Annotated in this window: 16 protein-coding genes; 9 read left to right on the top strand and 7 right to left on the bottom strand. The window is 65.0% G+C overall.

The annotated features are described in order from the left end of the window. Positions 1-25: 25 nt before the first annotated feature. Together HIM68_RS04600 and HIM68_RS04595 are read right to left on the bottom strand one after the other, a co-directional pair. Positions 26-919, bottom strand: a complete 894-nt coding sequence (locus HIM68_RS04600; protein WP_139908233.1) for a M56 family metallopeptidase — start codon at positions 917-919, stop codon at positions 26-28. An 18-nt stretch (positions 920-937) separates the two neighbouring features. Further along, positions 938-1,300 (bottom strand): BlaI/MecI/CopY family transcriptional regulator, encoded by a 363-nt coding sequence (locus HIM68_RS04595; RefSeq protein ID WP_092013109.1) that lies wholly within the window; start codon positions 1,298-1,300, stop codon positions 938-940. Between the two features lie 242 nt (positions 1,301-1,542). Between HIM68_RS04595 and HIM68_RS04590 the strand changes: the two genes are divergently transcribed. Genes HIM68_RS04590 through cydC form a run of 3 tightly spaced genes read left to right on the top strand, consistent with a single transcriptional unit; the run spans position 1,543 to position 7,667 of the window. Further along, on the top strand, positions 1,543-3,114 hold the full coding sequence (locus HIM68_RS04590) for a cytochrome ubiquinol oxidase subunit I (RefSeq protein WP_172169970.1): 1,572 nt from the start codon (positions 1,543-1,545) through the stop codon (positions 3,112-3,114). A gap of 12 nt (positions 3,115-3,126) precedes the next feature. Further along, entirely contained in the window at positions 3,127-4,149 is a 1,023-nt protein-coding gene (cydB, locus tag HIM68_RS04585) for a cytochrome d ubiquinol oxidase subunit II (protein ID WP_172169967.1), read from the top strand. Beyond that, on the top strand, positions 4,146-7,667 hold the full coding sequence (cydC, locus tag HIM68_RS04580; protein ID WP_172169964.1) for a thiol reductant ABC exporter subunit CydC: 3,522 nt from the start codon (positions 4,146-4,148) through the stop codon (positions 7,665-7,667). Before cydB ends, cydC begins: the two co-directional genes overlap by 4 nt. A gap of 2 nt (positions 7,668-7,669) precedes the next feature. Here the strand turns inward: cydC and sepH are convergent, their stop codons facing one another. Beyond that, on the bottom strand, positions 7,670-8,791 hold the full coding sequence (gene sepH, locus HIM68_RS04575; protein WP_172169961.1) for a septation protein SepH: 1,122 nt from the start codon (positions 8,789-8,791) through the stop codon (positions 7,670-7,672). Between the two features lie 328 nt (positions 8,792-9,119). Here sepH and HIM68_RS04570 point away from each other — a divergent pair, with 328 nt between their 5' ends. Further along, positions 9,120-10,232 carry a ferrochelatase gene (locus HIM68_RS04570; RefSeq protein WP_172169958.1) on the top strand — a complete coding sequence of 371 codons (1,113 nt, stop codon included), beginning with the start codon at positions 9,120-9,122 and terminating at the stop codon, positions 10,230-10,232. A 66-nt stretch (positions 10,233-10,298) separates the two neighbouring features. Here HIM68_RS04570 and HIM68_RS04565 read toward each other — a convergent pair whose 3' ends face one another. Continuing rightward, positions 10,299-10,526, bottom strand: a complete 228-nt coding sequence (locus HIM68_RS04565) for a hypothetical protein (protein WP_172169955.1) — start codon at positions 10,524-10,526, stop codon at positions 10,299-10,301. A gap of 287 nt (positions 10,527-10,813) precedes the next feature. Here HIM68_RS04565 and HIM68_RS04560 point away from each other — a divergent pair, with 287 nt between their 5' ends. Beyond that, complete coding sequence (locus HIM68_RS04560) at positions 10,814-11,113, top strand: DUF4193 domain-containing protein (protein ID WP_135541258.1); 300 nt, start codon at positions 10,814-10,816, stop codon at positions 11,111-11,113. A 132-nt stretch (positions 11,114-11,245) separates the two neighbouring features. On the opposite strand, the gene HIM68_RS04555 is transcribed toward HIM68_RS04560, so the two are convergent. Beyond that, positions 11,246-11,701, bottom strand: coding sequence for a DUF3093 domain-containing protein (locus HIM68_RS04555; RefSeq protein WP_139469790.1), 456 nt, complete (start codon positions 11,699-11,701; stop codon positions 11,246-11,248). Between the two features lie 64 nt (positions 11,702-11,765). Here HIM68_RS04555 and dut point away from each other — a divergent pair, with 64 nt between their 5' ends. The 3 genes from dut to HIM68_RS04540 are packed head-to-tail and all read left to right on the top strand — an operon-like array spanning position 11,766 to position 13,478. Further along, positions 11,766-12,239 (top strand): dUTP diphosphatase, encoded by a 474-nt coding sequence (gene dut, locus HIM68_RS04550; RefSeq protein WP_229664113.1) that lies wholly within the window; start codon positions 11,766-11,768, stop codon positions 12,237-12,239. Positions 12,240-12,245: 6 nt separating this feature from the next. Further along, a complete protein-coding gene (locus HIM68_RS04545; RefSeq protein WP_172169952.1) occupies positions 12,246-13,094 on the top strand; it encodes a DUF3710 domain-containing protein in 849 nt (282 codons plus the stop codon). Between the two features lie 6 nt (positions 13,095-13,100). After that, complete coding sequence (locus tag HIM68_RS04540; protein ID WP_139469793.1) at positions 13,101-13,478, top strand: OB-fold nucleic acid binding domain-containing protein; 378 nt, start codon at positions 13,101-13,103, stop codon at positions 13,476-13,478. Positions 13,479-13,543: 65 nt separating this feature from the next. Here HIM68_RS04540 and HIM68_RS04535 read toward each other — a convergent pair whose 3' ends face one another. Both HIM68_RS04535 and HIM68_RS04530 read right to left on the bottom strand, forming a co-directional pair. Further along, positions 13,544-14,230, bottom strand: coding sequence for a TrkA family potassium uptake protein (locus HIM68_RS04535; protein ID WP_139908226.1), 687 nt, complete (start codon positions 14,228-14,230; stop codon positions 13,544-13,546). Further along, the gene (locus HIM68_RS04530) at positions 14,227-14,901 is read right to left on the bottom strand and encodes a TrkA family potassium uptake protein (protein ID WP_101546977.1); all 675 of its coding nucleotides are present in this window, start codon (positions 14,899-14,901) and stop codon (positions 14,227-14,229) included. The genes HIM68_RS04535 and HIM68_RS04530 overlap by 4 nt, the downstream gene beginning before the upstream one ends. 37 nt (positions 14,902-14,938) lie before the next feature. On the opposite strand from HIM68_RS04530, the gene HIM68_RS04525 reads away from it, so the two are divergent. Continuing rightward, positions 14,939-16,948, top strand: coding sequence for an APC family permease (locus HIM68_RS04525; RefSeq protein ID WP_367647426.1), 2,010 nt, complete (start codon positions 14,939-14,941; stop codon positions 16,946-16,948). Position 16,949 lies beyond the last annotated feature (1 nt).

Genomic DNA, 16,949 nt, shown 5'->3' with positions numbered 1-16,949 from the left:
GCCCGGACCGAAAATCGGTCCGGGCTCAGATGCCGAATGAGGACGGTGTGACGATGAGCAGGGTCGGCAGGAGCAGCAGCAGAACGGCCAATCCGATCGACATCAGCCGCACGGGGATCCGCGCCGGATCCAGGGGATGCGACAGGCGCTGGATACGCTGCGCGGACAGATCACTGCGGTGATCGGGGCTGATCGCGGCGGCCGATCTCACCGCCTGAGCCAGGATCTGCGGATCGACATGGTCGCGGGCCTGATCATCGGCCATGAGCTCGATGAGCCGATTCACCGAGTTCAACCCGATCGCCGTGGCCGAGAAGTACGGCAGGGCCCTATGCCAGGCGGCGAAGGGGATGACGAGCACATCGTGCCGGAAATCCAGATGCGCCCGCTCATGGGCGATGACGGCGGTGCGCTCATCCTCGTCGAGGGCCTTGAGCAGACCGGTCGACAGGACGGCAGTGCCCTTCCGGGGCCCCTTGGGCAGGCAGTAGGCGACGGCCTCATCGGTGGTGATGATGCGCGTGTCGGGATAGGCGATCGACGGTTCGCTGAGCAGATGCAGGATCTCGTCGTGGCGCAGGCGAGTCTGCCGAGCCGAATAGAGGGTCAGGATCAGGCAGCCGAGCAGCCGACCGATGAGGAGCACGGCGATGACGAGGAAGATCCAGGCTAAGAGTGAGAGCTGAGTGTGGTCCTTGCCCCGGATGAGGTCGAAGAGTCCCTGCGGGAGACTCGTGGTCCCCGGGGCGACCGCGAAGGCGAGCGCAGCGCCGATGAGGGAGAGTCCTCCGGAGAGTCCGACAGCCTGCCAGAGGACGACCTCTGAGATCGGGTCACCGCGGAAACGCGCGAGGGCCGCAGGAATAGGCCATGCCAGCAGAAAAGCCAGCACGGCCAGAACGATTCCCACGATGGTCATTGAGGTGACCGGCCTGAGTCAGGACTGCGTCGAGTGATTGCGCCCGAGCAGATTGCGCAGCGCCTTGGTGTCGGCCTCCGAGACGGTACCGAGGAAGCGAGCGAGGACAGCCTGACGATCCGGTGCCTGAGACAGCATCTCGGTCATCAGCTCCGCAACGTGATCCTCACGTGTCGATACCGCGACGTAGCGATGCGGACGGATGCTGCGATCGCGAGTGACAAAGCCCTTCTTCTCGAGTCGAGACAGGACAGTATGGACCGTTGTCAGCGCGAGCTCGCGATCCGAGAGGACTTCGCGGAGTTCAGCGGCACTCAACCCGTCGTCGTGGACCCAGATGGCGTCCATGACGCTGCGTTCGAGTTCACCCAGTGTTCCCACAGTTCTTTCGCCCTCAATTTCTTTGTCGGTCTGATCGCTCCAGTATATCTCTACAGCCTGTCGAATTCCACATAGGCGCGTGTGTATCGGCAGAGGGGCGGCCCTGGTCAGGGAGCTTGCCCGAGAGCATACTTGGAATCGGGAGTCTTGAATGATGAAACCACCCGGGCAGCGTTTCTACGGACTGTAGAATTCTACGTGACGTAGAAACATTGCTCGCGTGAAACCTGAATGGAGCACCCATGGAGCTGGACCCGGTCCTCATCGGACGGTGGCAATTCGGAATCACAACGGTCTACCACTTCTGGATGGTGCCGTTGACCCTGGGCCTCGGCATGCTCGTGGCGGTCCTGCAGACCATCTACCATCGCACCGGCAACGAGGTGTACCTGCGGAGCACGAAGTTCTTCGGCAAGCTCTTCCTCATCAACTTCATCATGGGCGTGGCCACCGGCCTGGTCCAGGAATTCCAGTTCGGCATGGCGTGGAGCGAATACTCCCGCTTCGTCGGCGACGTCTTCGGCGCGCCCCTTGCGTTGGAGGCCCTGCTGGCGTTCTTCCTCGAATCGACCTTCCTCGGCCTGTGGATCTTCGGTTGGGGCCGACTGCCGCGGGCGGTTCACCTCGGCTCGCTGTGGCTGGCCGTCATCGGCACATGGATCTCGGCCTACTTCATCATCGTCGCGAACTCCTGGATGCAGCATCCCGTCGGCGTCGAAATGGTCGACGGCCGGCCCGTGATGACCGACGTCTGGGCGGTCCTCGGCAACAACACCGCCATCGCCGCCTTCACGCATACGATCTTCGGCGCCCTGGCAGTAGGCGGATCCTTCCTCCTCGGCATCTCCTGGTACCACCTCTACCACCGGCGCAAGGCCGGAATCGACACCGTCGGTGCCGACGGCAAGGTCATCGTGGGCTCTTCGAAGGAGCTTCCAGGACGGGACAAGACGGATCATGCGGTGTGGATCAAATCCCTGCGCATCGGCGCGATCGTCGGCGTCCTCGCCTTCGCCGGCGTCTCGATCACCGGTGACGTCCAAGCCAAACTGATGTTCGACCAGCAGCCCATGAAGATGGCCTCCGCCGAGGCGGCCTGCCACGACGGCACCCAATTCTCCGTCCTCACGATCGCCGATCCGTCGTCGAACGACTGCGACGGAGTGCAGAACATCTTCGAGATCCCCGGTCTGCTGTCCTTCCTGGCCAACGGCGACTTCGACACCCCGGTCCACGGTGTGACGACGCTGCTGCCTGAATACCAGGAGCGCTACGGCACGCATATCCCCGACGACCCGCGGTACGGCGACCATGCCGGCGAACCCATCGACTACCAGCCGATCATGATCGTCACCTACTGGGGCTTCCGCATGATGATCGGCTTCGGCGCCCTGGCCGCCGGTGTCTGCGTCATCGGACTGTGGCTGGCCCGCAAGGGCACGGTGCCCGAGTCGAAATGGCTCAGCCGCGGATTCGTCCTGGCCATCACGGCACCGTTCCTCGCGAATTCGGCAGGATGGATCTTCACCGAAATGGGACGCCAGCCCTTCGTCGTCGCACCGAACCCGGCTCAGCTCGACGGAGTGTACATGTACACCCAGGCGGCGCTGTCACCCGAGGTGACACCGGCGATGCTGCTGTTCTCACTGATCAGTCTCACCTCCGTCTACGGAATTCTGATGGTCGTCGAACTGCGGCTGATCACGAAATACGTCAAGGGGGGAGTCGCCTCGGCGATGCCCGAACTCGACCAGACGAATACGAAACCCACAATCACCGACAACGGCGACGACGTCCTGTCGTTCGCGTACTGAGGGAAGGTCACGATGGAAATCCTCGCCACAATCTGGTTCGTCCTCATCGTCGTGCTCTGGATGGGATACCTGTTCCTCGACGGCTTCGACCTCGGCGTGGGCATGATGATGCCCTTCCTCAGCCGCAGCGAACGCAGCAAGCGCGTTCTGCTCAACTCGATCGGTCCGGTCTGGGAAGGCAACGAGGTCTGGCTGATCACCGCGGCCGGAGCGATGTTCGCCGCCTTCCCACACTGGTACGCTTCACTGTTCTCCGCGCTCTACATTCCACTGACCATCTGCCTGCTCGCGCTGATCTTCCGCGCCGTGGCCATCGAATACCGCGGCAAAGGGCACTCGGAGAGGTGGAAGACCTTCTGGACCTGGGCTCTGGCCGTGGGATCGGCCGGAACAGCCTTCTGCATCGGTGCGATGCTCGCACTGACGACCATCGGGCTGCCGCTCAATGATCATGGCGACATGATCGGCGGTGCCTTCGCCTGGATGTCGTGGCCGGCTCTCGCCGGCGGACTCGGCGGGCTCGGCTTCTCTCTGGCCCACGGGCTCATCTTCCTCGGTCTCAAGACTCAGGGCGAGGTCCGGGCGCGGTCGCGGCGCTGGGCCGGTCGGATCATGCTGCCGGCCGCGATTCCGTTCCTCATCTGGTTCGCCTCCTCGATCACCCAGCGGACCTGGCTCATCGTGCCGGTGCTCGTTGCGATCGTCGCTCTCATGTTCGCGTTCGTCGCGGTCCGCGCCGGTGCCGAGAAGCGCGCCTTCATCCTGCACGGGATCTATCTAATCGCCGGTCTGACCGCCGTCTTCGCCGGTGTCTTCCCGAACGTCCTGCCCTCGACGATCGACCCGGCGAACTCGCTGACGATCGCTGCGGCATCCTCGTCGGACTACACCTTGAACGTCATGCTCATCGTGACGATCGTGATCCTGCCGATCATCATCGCCTACCAGATCTTCAGCTACCGGATGTTCCTCGGCCGCATCGCCGAGACCCACATCCCCGAAGCTCACAAGCTGCCGGTGGCGATCCGATCGTGAGCTCACCCCTGTCGATCCTGCTCGAGCTGCCCACCGGTCGGCGGGGGTTGGCACTGTCGGTGCTCTCCGCCCTGTGCCGGTCGGTGGGAATCGTCCTCATCGCCGAAGCCCTGGTGAGAGCCATCATCGGCCACAGCGCGCCCGGGCTGTGGGTGGTCCTCGGCGCCCTCGGCGCGCTGCTGCGCGGCGGCGGACTCTGGCTCGACCGCAGTCTGGGCACCAGCCTGGCAGCCGTTTCGAAACAGGGTCTGCGGCGCTCGATCCTCTCCGGTCTGCTGCGCGGACGGGGACGCCCGCGGACGAATGCGGCGGTCACGGTCACCCGCGGAATCGACGATCTCGATGACTACTTCACCACGGTGGTGCCGGCCCTGACCGCGGCCGCGGTGGTGCCCATCGTGCTGCTGGTGCGCATCGTCTTCAGCGATGTCCTCTCGGCGGTCATCATCGCGGTGTGCCTGCCGTTGGTGCCGATGTTCATGGTGCTCATCGGCCGCTACACGGCAGAGTCGACCTCGGAGACCATGGCGGCTCTGGAGCGGCTGTCGGATCACCTGGCCGAACTCGCCGAGGGGCTGCCCGTCCTCATCGGCCTCGGCCGTTCTCGCGATCACGCGCGCCGGCTGCGGGAACTGGGGGAGCGCTACCATCAGGCGAACCTCACGACGCTGCGCATCGCGTTCCTCTCCAGTTTGGCACTCGAGCTCATCGCCACGATCTCGGTGGCGCTCGTGGCCGTGGTCATCGGTCTGCGCCTGGTCAATGGGACGATGGAGCTGGGCGATGGCCTGTTGGTCCTGCTCATCGCGCCCGAATGCTTCATCCCTCTGCGGGAGCTCGGGGCCGGCTATCATGCGAGCGAGAACGGACGCGAAGCTCGTGAGAGGGCCCGGTCGCTGCTGTCGGAGACACGGTCGGCGGAAGCGGAGACTCCGTCGGCGGCGGGGGCACGCGCGCTCGATGCCATCGGCTGGCCGGGGGACCAGTGGGTTCGCTATGCCGACGGCACACTCATCTCGTGGTCGGGGGTCATCGACACCCGGCCGGGAGTGACGACGATCAGCGGCAGGTCCGGAACCGGCAAGTCGACCGTGCTCGGTGCGCTGGTCGGCAGTCTGCCTGCCGACGCGCACACCACCGCCGATCCGATGAGCGCGGCATACGTGCCGCAGGCTCCACGCATGTTCGCCGAGACCATCGGCGCCGAACTGGCACTCTTCGGACTCGACGACGACCAAGCTCGGACGGCCCTGTCCGCCGCCGGACTGCCCACCGATCTGTGTGTGCAGACGGAGGCGCTGAGCCCCGGCCAACAGCGTCGGCTGGCCCTCGTGCGAGTGCGGCACCGCCTCGGTGACGGGGCCGAGCTGCTCGTCCTCGACGAACCGACCGCCCACCTCGACGCCGACAATGCCGCCATCGTCATCGACATGATCGCCGAGGCGGCCGCCACCCACCGCGTGATCCTCGCCAGCCATGACGAACAGGTTCGCGCGCTGGCCGACACAGAGATCCGCCCGGAGAAGACGCACTTTGAAGCGGCAGAGAACGGTGCACCAGCGGAATCAAAGTCGACCGTGATCGCGGATCAGGCCCGAACCGACGCCGCCGAGGTTCCTGCAACAAGGGCGCGGACTGAAGTTCCCGCTCCGGCGGAACGGACGGGTTCGGGCAGCGAGCGCGGGCCTCGGTCCGACGTCGAGCGGCACCCGGATGTCTCGACGCAGCACTCCGGAGGCGAGTCCTGGACAGCTGCACTGCGACGTCGCTGGTCGATACTGGGCTCGAGCCTGCCGCTGTTCACCCCGACCATGCTGGTGGCCGCGCTCACCGCCTGCGCGTCCAGCCTCGCGGCCATCGCTCTGACTGCCGTCTCCGCATGGCTCATCGTCGAAGCTTCGTACCAGCCGCCGATCATGCTGCTCATGGTCGCCATCGTCGGTGTGCGATTCTTCGGGCTCAGCCGCTCCGTGCTGCTCTACGCCAGTCGGCTGAGACTCCACTCGGCGATCTTCGCCGCGCTCACGAAACTGCGCATACGGCTGTGGGAGCACTTCGAGCGCGTCGGCATGAGTGATCGGCGGCTGCTGACCTCGGATTCGGCGCTGCGCGCCATGGTCGCCGACGCCGACGACGTCCGCGACCTGGTGCCCCGGACTCTGTTCCCGCCTTTCGTCTCCACCATGGTCGTCATCGGCGTGAGCATCACCGCAGCACTTCTCGACGTGAGGTCACTGGTCTGGTTCATCCTGGTGGGCGCCGTCAACCTCGTCATCGTCCCGATTCTCGTCATCCGGGCAGAGAGCCGGTTGGCGTACGGAATCAGGGAGGACCGCAACCGGATCCTGTCCGTGCTCACTCGCGCTCTGTACGCAAAGGACGACCTGCGCACGAACCGGGTCGACTCTGCGGTCCTCGGCCTGTTGGCCGACTTGGAGGCCGACCTCGAGAAGAAGCAGAAGGCCTCTGCCCGCAACTTCGGGCTCGCCCAACTGTGGCTGCAGCTGAGCACGTTCACCACCGCAGTCATCCTGGCGGTGTCCACGGATGCTCCGACCGAGATCGTCGCGGTGCTCTCCCTCATGGCCTTGGGCCTGGGCGAAGTGTTCGCTTCGGCACTCGAAGCGTTCCGCCAGCTGCCCGCCCTGGGGTCGGCACTGGACTGTCTGCCCAATGCGGACAGTGCGGCGGACCGCGAAGCCGAGGACTCGGGACTCGACGTCGAAGTGCAGGCTCCTGCTGCCGGAACGACGGCCGGCGAGAGCGACGACTCGTCGTGCCGCTCTGGCCCGGTCGAGCTCGTCGGCGTCGACGCCCTCGAATTCGATGAGATCACCGTCGGATGGGACGATCAGGCTGTCGTCGCAGGACTGGACCTGAGAGCTCAACGCGGCAGTTGGACCGTGCTGTGCGGTGACAGCGGAACCGGTAAGACGACGAGCCTGAGCGTGCTCCTGCGGTTCCTCGACCCCTGGTCCGGCAGGTACCGTGCCCGTGACCGGAGCGGGACCGACCACGATATGCTCACCTGCTCACCCGAAGACCTCGTCGGCCGAATCGCCTGGTGCCCTCAGGAGGCACACGTCTTCCGCTCCACAGTGCGCGGCAATCTCGCACTCGCCGGGCGGTCGTTCCCCGGGGACGACGAGATGATCTCCGTGCTGAGAGCGGCAGGACTGAGCGACTGGGCCGACTCCGCGGGGCTCGACCGGTGGGTCGGCGACCACGGAGCGGAGATCTCCGGCGGTCAGCGACAGCGTTTGGCAGTGGCCAGAACCCTGCTGACCGGAGCCGATGTGATCGTCCTCGACGAACCGACGGCGCACTTGGACGATGAGACGGCTCGGCTGCTCATCGACGATCTCCGCGGGAGCCTGGGCGACCGCACGGTCGTCATGGTCACCCATGACAGGAGACTGATCGCGGACGGCGATGAGGTCGTCGACCTCGGCACAGTCGAACCGGGTGCAGCGGGCCTCGGCACACGCGACCCCGAGGGCGAACACTCGAGAGTCTGAGGTCAGTCCCGTTTCGACCCGAACATGATCTCGTCCCAGCTCGGGATCGAGGCACGCGAGTTCTTCTTCGACTTCGGCTTCGTATCCTTCGCCGAGGCCGAGTCCTTGAACTGATCGTCGTGATCGCTCACTCCGGGCTCATTGAGCAGGGAGAGCTGATTCTCGTCGTCGAAGACGCCGACCTTCTCGGTCGGCTCCTGCGGTTCCTCAGCCGAGGCAGCCGCATCTTCTAAGGCGAAGACTTCGTCATCGGTGGCGGCTTCGGGCTGGCCCGGAGCGGTGTGCGCTCCCTGCGGGTGAGTCTCGGGGTCCTCGGTGACCGCGCGCAGACGGGTCCGCGGCTCTTCCTCGGCGTGGCGGCGCTTGCGCAGATTCTCCAGAATCCGGCCGGTTTCGGCCTGATGATCGCGGGCCTGCTGCGACGGCGCCGAACCGGCGGTGGGCCGGACCGGTCCGTCGGCGGCGATCGACGCGGACGACTGATCGGTCGCCGGGAGGACATCGACCTCCTCGGTGTTCCTCTGTCGTTCGGCCCCGCTGCCGTAGTTCGGGATCGGTCCGGTGTCGGTGGGACCGGAATCGGCGAGCCACTTCGCCTCATCGTCGATCGGGGTCAGCGAACGGCGGTAGTAATGCCAGCTGGCGGTGCGGACACGATCAGCGGCGGTGAAGCTGAGTTGGATGTACCAGTTGCCGTCCTGCTGCTTCCAGGAATCCCACTCCATCGTCTCGATATCGACGTCGCGCATCGCCAGGCGTTCCTGACACAGCTCGATGAGCGGAGTCGGTTCACCGTTGGGATCATGATCGGAATAGATGGGATGGCGGCTGGCGAGGTAGGCGGTGCGTTCGCGTTCGGCCATCGCCGGACCTTCGTAAGTGCGCACGTATTCGATGTCGGCACCGGTGGCGGCCACGACCTCCTCGGCGTCCATGCCGCCGCGGATCATGGCCTGGATCTCTTTCGGGCGCACGGGAGTCTCGGACTTGGGGTGGGAGCGGTCCCTGCGGACCGCGGCGAAGAGAGCCTCATCGAGGACGACTCGGTACTGAAGCCCGTTCTCGTCGTTCAACAGCAGATGTGTGCCGTCTGCGTTGACTCCGTTCAAGATCAGTTCACGCATTGCCTTAAGCTCCTTTGTCGCGTCTCAGAAGCATCGTGTCACGTTCGGCGCGTCGTGCCGGGCAGATTTCCGCGCGAGTCGCGAAATCACGGGGCAGATCGGGAGCCGGCGGGGTGATTCTGTGAGACCGGCCACGCACGTGCGAGAAATGTGCGAAAGGGGAACCTGCGCGTCGGCTCCGACAGCGTCGCCACCACGCCGCCGGCGTCGCCACGACACAGGCGAGGGCGGGCGTCGGACCCTCCGGTCGGCGTCTGCACCGTGAGTGGGCGCGGCTCACTGTGCGGACAGCGGGCCGAGCGGCTCTACAGTCTGTAAAATCGGGAAGGTGAATACGACTGCACCCATCGACGCCCTGATCCTCATGTCATTCGGAGGACCGGAGGCCCCAGAAGAAGTGGTTCCATTCCTGCGCAACGTCACCGCCGGCCGCGGGATTCCCGAGGAACGGCTCGAGGAGGTGGGGGAGCACTATTTCGGTTTCGGAGGCAAGTCTCCGATCAACGATCAGAACAAGGCGCTGCTGGCCGCGCTGCGCGACGAACTCGATCGCCGCGGAATCGAGACCCCGCTGATCTGGGGCAACCGCAACTGGGATCCTTATCTCACCGACGAGGTGCGCAAGCTGGCACAGGACGGTGCCACGCAGTTCCTCTCGATCGACACCTCCGCGTATTCCTCCTACTCGTCGTGCCGGCAGTACCGTGAGGACTTCGCGAAGACGATCGACACGCTCAAGGACGAGGGTCTCACTGTCTCGATCGACAAGATCCGTCAGTTCTACAACCATCCCGGCTACGCCGACGCCTGCGCCGACTGCCTGGGCGACGGCCTCGCCGATTTCCGGTCGAAGGTCGGGCAGATCGATTCGACCAAGCACCGGATCCTCTTCGTCACCCACTCGATCCCGAACGTCATGCAGGACGCCTCAGAGGTGGCCACCAACGGATACCGGGCCCAGCACGAAGAACTCATCGAGCACCTCATGGGGCGCATCGATGAGGCCGATCGTGTTCCGTCCGAACTCGTCTACTGCTCACGTTCCGGCTCACCTGAGGTGCCCTGGCTCGAACCCGATGTCAACGACCGGATGACCGAACTTGCCGAGGAGGGGGTGACCGGTGTCGTGCTCGTGCCCATCGGTTTCATCTCCGACCATATGGAGGTCGCTTTCGACCTCGACACCGAAGCGAAGGAGACTGCTGAGGAACTCGGTCTCGACTTCACCCGGGTCGACACCGTCGGCACTCATGACGCCTTCGTCGGGGGACTCGTCGACCTCGTCGAGGAGCGCGTGGCTCAGCTGCGCGGGGAAGACGTCGACGTTCCGGCTCTGCCCGGGACGAAGGCTCTGGTGCCTGGCAGCGGAGCCTGCAGCATCGACTGCTGCCGCGGCCGCATCGAACGTGCAACCTATCCGAACTGGGCCATGGCGAACTGAGTCCTGAAGACGAATGAACCCTCCCTCACCGAATCGGTGAGGGAGGGTTCTTTGCTGTGTGTTCTCTCAGTAGTCGTCGGGACTCGGGATGACCGGCAGGGCTCCCGTCTCGGCCTGGATCGCCTCGGCGATGGGACCGGTGTCGACATCGTTGCGTCCGGCCAATTCCATCAGGTTCTGCAGGTCGTCGATGAGATTTTCGACGAGGAAGTCGTCACCGGCGGAACGGGCCTCGTGAATGCGATGACGGACATCATCGATTCGTGTGTCGAGCTGATCAGCGAATTCACTCATTGTGGATCCGTCCTTCCTCGGGCCGCCTCCACAGGGGACGAGCCCGGTATTCGACCGACAGAGCGTGCTGTCGGTGCTGTCCATCACAAGCATTCTTGCAGAGCATTTCGTGAACTCTATGTGTGCTCCGTCCATGCGGACAAGCTGGTGACGAGAATCACCGCATCAGGTGCTCATTCCATCTTGCCAACGGCAAGCATACAGTGCACAATGCTGGGGACACATCTCGGAAGAGGAGAAGATGCTCCTCTTCGGCACCCCCTCCGGACAGAGAGCGATGAGGCCATATGGCAACAGACTACGACGCACCTCGCAAGCAAGACGATGAGATCAAAAGCGATTCGATCGAGCAGCTCAAGGCCCAGCGTTCCCAGGCTCAGGCGAGCAAGATCGACGAAGACGAGACTGCAGTAGCCGAAGGCTTCGAACTTCCCGGTGCGGACCTGTCGAACGAAGAGCTCTCCGTTCGGGTCCTGCCGAAGCAGAACGATGAGTTTACCTGCATGGAGTGCTTCCTGGTCCGCCATCGTTCTCAGCTTGCGACCGAAGAAGGCGGTGTCCCCATCTGCACAGACTGTGCAGGCTGAATCGCTTCTCTTCGCGAAAACCCGAAAACGGACCGCACCCTCGAAAGGGTCGCGGTCCGTTCTTCTCCCCTTACTACCTGACGGCGGCCCAGCAACCTCGCGCGAGGTTGCTGGGCCGCCGTCAGGTAGTAATCAGGGGGTGAGGGCGGCGGCTAGTTTGTGGGGGTGACGGCTCGAGACGAGCCAGTACGGGGTCGGATCCGTCTCATCGTCGAGATCGATGCGGACGACGGATTTCACCCACGGGCGGATCTTGAGGAAGGCGCGGGCGTCGAGATCGACACCGCGGGCCTGCCGGGCCTCCTCGCCGTCGAAGGCGACCGCACCCGGAACGAACGTGCGGTCGATATGAGCTTCGCCGACGAACAGCTGTCGTTCGGTGACGATGATCGTCAGCGTCAGCGAATTCAGCCACCAGGCGAAGAGGACGAAGCTGACGACGGGAAGGATGATGGTGCCGAGCTGCCAGACGGGCATGACCATGAGTGCCGTGGACAGAGCGGCCACCACGACGAGGATCCACATGCCGACCGAGGGGCGGACCTTCTCCTGATAGACCACGTGGGTTCCGGATTGAGTTGTTGCCATGCGGCCATTGTCCCATAGCGAGAAGTTTGGCCACGCTCAGGCTGGAGCGTTAGAGTGCATCTTTGTGACGGAAACCGTGAAGATCAACCTCCAGCTCCTCGACGCGGGCATGAGCGCGCCCGGCTACGCGCATGCGAGCGACGCCGGTGCAGACCTGCATTCGGCGATCGACTTCGTGCTCGAACCGTTCGAGCGCCGTGTCGTTCCGACCGGAATCGCGATCGCCCTGCCAGAGGGCTATGCGGCCTTCGTGCATCCGCGTTCGGGCCTGTCGAGCAAGCACGGAGTCACGGTCGTCAATGCGCCGGGCACCATCGACGCCGGCTACCGCGGCGAGATCAAGGTGCCGCTGATCAACCTCGACGCGAAGACCCCGCTGCGCGTCGTGCGCGGCGACCGCATCGCCCAACTCGTGATCCAGAGGATCGCTCACGCCGACTTCGACATCGTCGAATCCCTCGAAGACAGCGCCCGCGGCGCCGGGGGATTCGGATCCACCGGCGGAATCGTCGCCGGCCTCAGCGAAAAGGAGAAGTGAGGACTTATGGGACTGTTCTCCCGGTTCAAGAAATCCACACCGACCGATGACGACGTCCGCGCCGACGACGAACTCACCGACGACGATGAGCTCGACGCTCAGGACACCGACACCGAGGCGGCCGATCGTGCAGACGACGACGCCGATGACGACGAGGCAGAGTCCGCCGCAGAGGCGGCCGAGTCCGATGAAGATGTCGACGAGGAAGAAGCGCGGCTGGAGAAGTCCGCACCCTTCGACCGGTCCGAGAAGGGCCCCTTCGACATCTCCGAGGAGTACCCGGAGCATGACCGCCTCGACCTCGGCGCGCTCAAGGTGCCCGTCGTCGACGGCATGCAGGTGCGCCTGGACACGGACGACGATTCTCAGCGCGTGCTGGCCGTCACCCTCATCCACGACGGTGGAGGCATCCAGCTGCAGGCGTTCGCGACACCACGCTCCGAGGGCCTGTGGAACACGGTGCGCGGTCAGCTCGCCGAATCCGTGACCAAACAGGGTGGGGAATCGACCGAGCTGCACACCTCTCTCGGCAAGGAGCTGGCCATCGAGGTTCCGGCGAAGACGGAATCCGGTCGCCCCGGCAAACGCGCCATGCGCTTCGCCGGCATCGACGGACCACGCTGGTTCGTCCGCGCCGTGTTCTCCGGCAAGGCCGTGACCGATGACGAGGTGCGTGCCGAACTCTCCGCACTCTTCCGCGGAGTCGTCGTCGATCGCGGTGAGGAGGCGATGGCTCCCCGCGAGCTCATCGCACTGACCGCACCGCAGGTCGACCAGGACGAGGCGGAGGAGAAGAAGGACGAGGACGAACTCAACCCCTTCGAACGCGGCCCCGAGATCACAGAGGTCCGCTGAGCGCTGATGCGGAACCTCATCCCTCGCCTCGTGCGCGACTTCGGATCCCGTGAGGCCGAGGCCCGGGCCGATCTGCGACTGGTCAGCCAGATCCCCGGGGTTATTCCGGTCGAAGAGCTGGAGGCGCGAAAGACCTCACGCATCGCCGGAGTCGTTTCAGCGACCACTCAGTCGTGCAGCGCCGACAGCCCCAGGCTCGACATCACCGTCGCCGATGGCACCGGCGAAGCCCGCGCCCAATTCCTCGGACGCCGGGAGATCAGCGGCATCCGTCCCGGGTCCCTCATCGTCTTAGAAGGACGGTTCTGCGGCAAGGACGGAGTGCTCACCGCACACAATCCCGTCTACGAACTCCTGCAGACCCGCGACGACTCCGACGACTGACCGTCCCGAGGGGCCGGGCGGCCGTCGGCCGCAGAACTGACGATCTCGGCCGCAGACGACCGGGCTCAGCCCTCTGCGTTCTCGTCGGCTTTCGCAGTCTCCTGCAGCAGCGCTAGCAGCGCCGGCTCCTGATCGGGGGAGGAGAGGAAGAACAGTTCGTCTCCGGCCTCGATGACATCATCGGCGCTCGGAGCGAACGCCCGCGAATTGCGGATGATCGCCACCAGCACCGTATCGAGCGGGAAGGTGATCCCACCGACGCGCTCGGCCACGAGTTCGGCGTTCTCGTGCACTGTGAACTCGAGCAGGCCCGCCTGCCCGCGTTCGAAGCTCATGAGGTGGACCAGTCCGCCGACTTCCACGGCCTCCTCGACGAGCGCGGTCATCAGGCGCGGAGTCGAGACGGCGACATCGACGCCCCAGTTGTCGTCGAAGAGCCATTCGTTCTTCGGATTGTTCACCCGCGAGACCGTCCTGGGCACCCCGAACTCGGTCTTCGCCAACAGGGAGAGCACCAGATTAGTCTTGTCATCTCCCGTCGCGGCCACGACGACATCGGCCTCCTCCAGCCCCGCCTCGGCGAGACCGGCGAGCTCACAGGCATCGGAGAGCAGCCATTCGGCGCCCGGAATGCGCTCATGGCCCAGCGCCTCCTTGCTCTGGTCGATGAGCAGGACCGAATGGTCCTTGTCCAGCAGCTCCCTGGCCACCGAACGTCCGACGGAGCCGGCTCCGGCGATGATGACCCTCATTCTTCTTCCTCCACGGTTCGCACGGGCTGATCGAGGATCCGTTCGATCTCGCCGAGGCGGTCGACCGGAGCCATGAGATGGACGAGGTCGCCGTCCTGGAGGAGCAGATCATCGTGGGCGACGATGCCCTCGGACAGGCGGGTGACATAGGCGACCCGAGCCTTGGTCCGTGTTTCGATCTCCTTGATCGGACGGGCCACCCAGCCAGGATCCAGATGCACCTCCGCCAGGACGAGGTTGCCGGAGGGCTCACGGTATTCGGTGATCGACCCCTGCGGGACGAGCTTGCGCATCACCTGCTCGGCCGTCCACCGCACGGTGGGCACCGTGGGGATGCCGAGACGTTCGAAGACCTGCGCACGGTCGGGATCGTAGATGCGGGCGGCGACATTGCTCACCCCGAAGGTCTCACGAGCGACACGCGCGGCGAGGATATTCGAATTGTCACCACTGGAGACGGCGGCGAAGGCGAAGGCCTCGGCGGTCTTCGCCTGGGACAGAGTCTCGCGGTCGAAACCGACGCCGGTGATCGTCGAACCGCTGAAATCCCGACCGAGCTTGAGGAACGCGTCGGGGTCCCGGTCGACGACTGCGACGGAGTGCCCATTCGCATCAAGGGCTTTGGCCAGGGAGGCCCCGACTCGACCGCAGCCCATAATCACGAAGTGCATGGGTAATCCTTCCCGCAGTGATCTACCATTGGTTGCCGTGGCCAGCAGTTTTTCTGATGCCGTCAAAAGACTACTCGTTGGACGGCCCTTCCGCAGTGAGGACAGGCGTGCGCCTGCGCTGAAGAAGCGCATCGCGATGCCCGTCTTCGCCTCCGACATGCTCTCCTCGGTGGCCTACGCCCCCGATGAGATCCTGCTGGCACTGTCGCTGACCTCACTTGTGGCCCTGACCGTCGCCCCCTGGATCGGTGTGGCCGTCGGCATCGTCATCCTCGTGATCGTCGCCTGCTACCGCATCAACGTCAAGGCGTACCCCTCCGGCGGCGGTGACTACGAGGTGGCCTCGAAGAACCTCGGCTCCGGTGCCGGGCTCGTCGTCGCCGCGGCCCTCCTCGTCGACTATGTGCTCACCCTGGCCGTGTCGATGACGGTCTTCGCCGCCTACATCACCACGGCGTTCCCGATGCTCGCGCCCTACCGTGTGCCCGTGGCCATCGTCGGCATCCTGCTCATCTGCTTCGCCGGTCTGCGCGGTTCCCGGGCCACTCCGATGCTGCTGGCCGTGCCGACCTACCTGTTCCTCGGTGCCGTGTTCCTCACGATGTCGGTCGGTCTCATCCGCGTCGGGCTCGGTGACACCCCGCACGCCCAGACCGCCGACTACACGGTCGTGCACAGCAACATCGGCGATCAGGCGACGCTCGGCCTGGCCACCGTCCTCATCGTCCTGCGCGCGTTCTCGTCCGGTGCCGTCGCACTGGCCGGCGTGCAGACCGTGGCCACGGCGGTTCCGGCGTTCAAGAAGCCGCGTGGCAAGAACGCCGGCAACACCCTGCTGCTGTCGGGACTGCTCGCCGCCCTCATGCTCACAGGGCTGACCTATCTGGCGTCGGCCACCGGAATCAAATACGTCGACGACCCGCATCTCTATCTCGTCCGCGGCGACGGCAGCCCGGTCAGCGCCGAATACGAACAGGAACCCGTCCTCGCGCAACTGGCGCACGCGATCTTCGACAATGCGCCGGCGATGTTCTTCATCGTCGTCCTCATCACCGCGCTCGTGCTCATCGCCGCTGCGAACACTGCGGTCGAGGGGTTCCCCGGACTGGCCTCTCGGCTGGCCCGCGACGAATTCCTGCCAAGGCAGCTGGCGACGAAGGGCGATCGACTCACCTTCTCCAACGGCATCCTGCTGCTGGCCGCAGCGGCGATCGTCCTCGTCGTCGCCACGTCCGCCTCGGCGACGGTGCTCATCCAGCTCTACCTCGTCGGGGTCTTCGCCAGCTTCGTCCTCGGCCAAGCGGGAATGGTCCTGCACTGGCGCAAACGGCTGCGCCTGGTCATCGATTCGAAGACCCGGATGCGCATGCACTTCAACCAGGTCGTCAACGCCGTCGGCTGCGTGCTCGCCGCCGGCGTCCTCATCGTCGTCATCGTCTCGAAGTTCCTCGCCGGCGCCTGGCTGGCGGTCGCCGCCATGGCCGGACTCTACCTCGTCATGGGCGCCATCCACCGACACTATTCGCGGGTGGCCCGCGAGCTCGCCCCCGACGCGGACGTGAACTCACGGACGATCCCGTCGAACACCCACGCCATCGTCGTCGTCAGCGAAATCGACAAACCGACGATGCGGGCCCTCTCCTACGCCCGGGTGACCCGGTCGAGTCAGCTCGAAGCCGTCACCGTGGCCGTGGACGAAGAGGCCGCGGCCGGTCTGCAGAAACGATGGAACGAGATGGAGCTGCCGGTGCCGCTGACCGTGCTCGGATCGCCGTACCGCGAACTCGTCCGTCCGATGCTCGCCCATATCCTCGCCATCCGCCGCAGGTCGCCCAGGGACCTCGTCATCGTCTACATCCCGCAGTTCGTCGTCGGTCGCTGGTGGGAGCACATCCTGCACAACCAGGTGGCTCTCAAACTGCGCACCCGACTGCTGCTGGTGCCCAACGTCGTCGTGGTCTCCGTACCCTGGCGACTGAAGTCCTTCTCTCGACAGTACGGCGGAGACGGACCCGATTCCGACACCTCGCTGTACAGACAGGCCTAGA

The sequence above is a fragment of the Brevibacterium sp. CT2-23B genome (assembly GCF_013168765.1).
GTDB lineage: Bacteria > Actinomycetota > Actinomycetes > Actinomycetales > Brevibacteriaceae > Brevibacterium > Brevibacterium sediminis.
This window is presented reverse-complemented; position numbering and strand designations above follow the sequence as displayed.